This is a genomic window from Neisseria sp. P0021.S007 (assembly GCF_051956855.1).
The window spans coordinates 1-605 of record NZ_JBQCXA010000767.1 but is presented as its reverse complement, the minus strand read 5'-3'; the positions used below and the strand labels follow the sequence as shown (position 1 = coordinate 605).

Genomic DNA, 605 nt, shown 5'->3' with positions numbered 1-605 from the left:
AATTCAAGGCGTGAGCTGCAAATAATCTGATTTCATCAATGAAAAGGCCGTCTGAAAAACTTTCAGACGGCCTTTTTATATTGCCATTTAAGATTGAATATTCCTTCTATCGTAAACAGCCTGAGCCAAAGTACCAGCATCCACATATTCCATCTCACCACCCAAAGGGATTCCCCTCGCCAATCGACTGACTTTATAAGGAAGATTTTTAAACAATTCCGCCAATACATATGCTGTCGCATCGCCTTCGGCTGTGAAGTTGGTTGCAATGATAATTTCCTCAATATCACTCGCCTGCAAACGGACAACCAGCTTATCTAACGCTACTGCCGAAATATCCATGCCCTGCGCCGGACTGACTTGCCCCATCAGAACGAAATACAGGCCATCATGACAATTAGCCGCCTCCATGCTGGAGACATCCGCCGGCATATGCACAATCATCAAACGGCTTTTATCGCGTTTTTCGTCTGCGCAAATTTCACACAAATCGCCTTCGCAAAATGTGTTGCACATCCGACAATGTTGCACCTGTCTCAAAGCAAACTGCAAAGCATCCACCAACTCCTGCGCTTCTTCGCGTTTGTACTGTAAAAGCTGGTAAG

General features: G+C 45.3%; 1 protein-coding gene. It reads right to left on the bottom strand.

Translation table 11 applies throughout. From position 1 onward, the window contains the following. Nucleotides 1-87: 87 nt before the first annotated feature. The coding region (gene recR / locus ACTHUR_RS15855) for a recombination mediator RecR (RefSeq protein ID WP_440399618.1) at nucleotides 88-605 on the bottom strand (518 nt) is incomplete at its 5' end.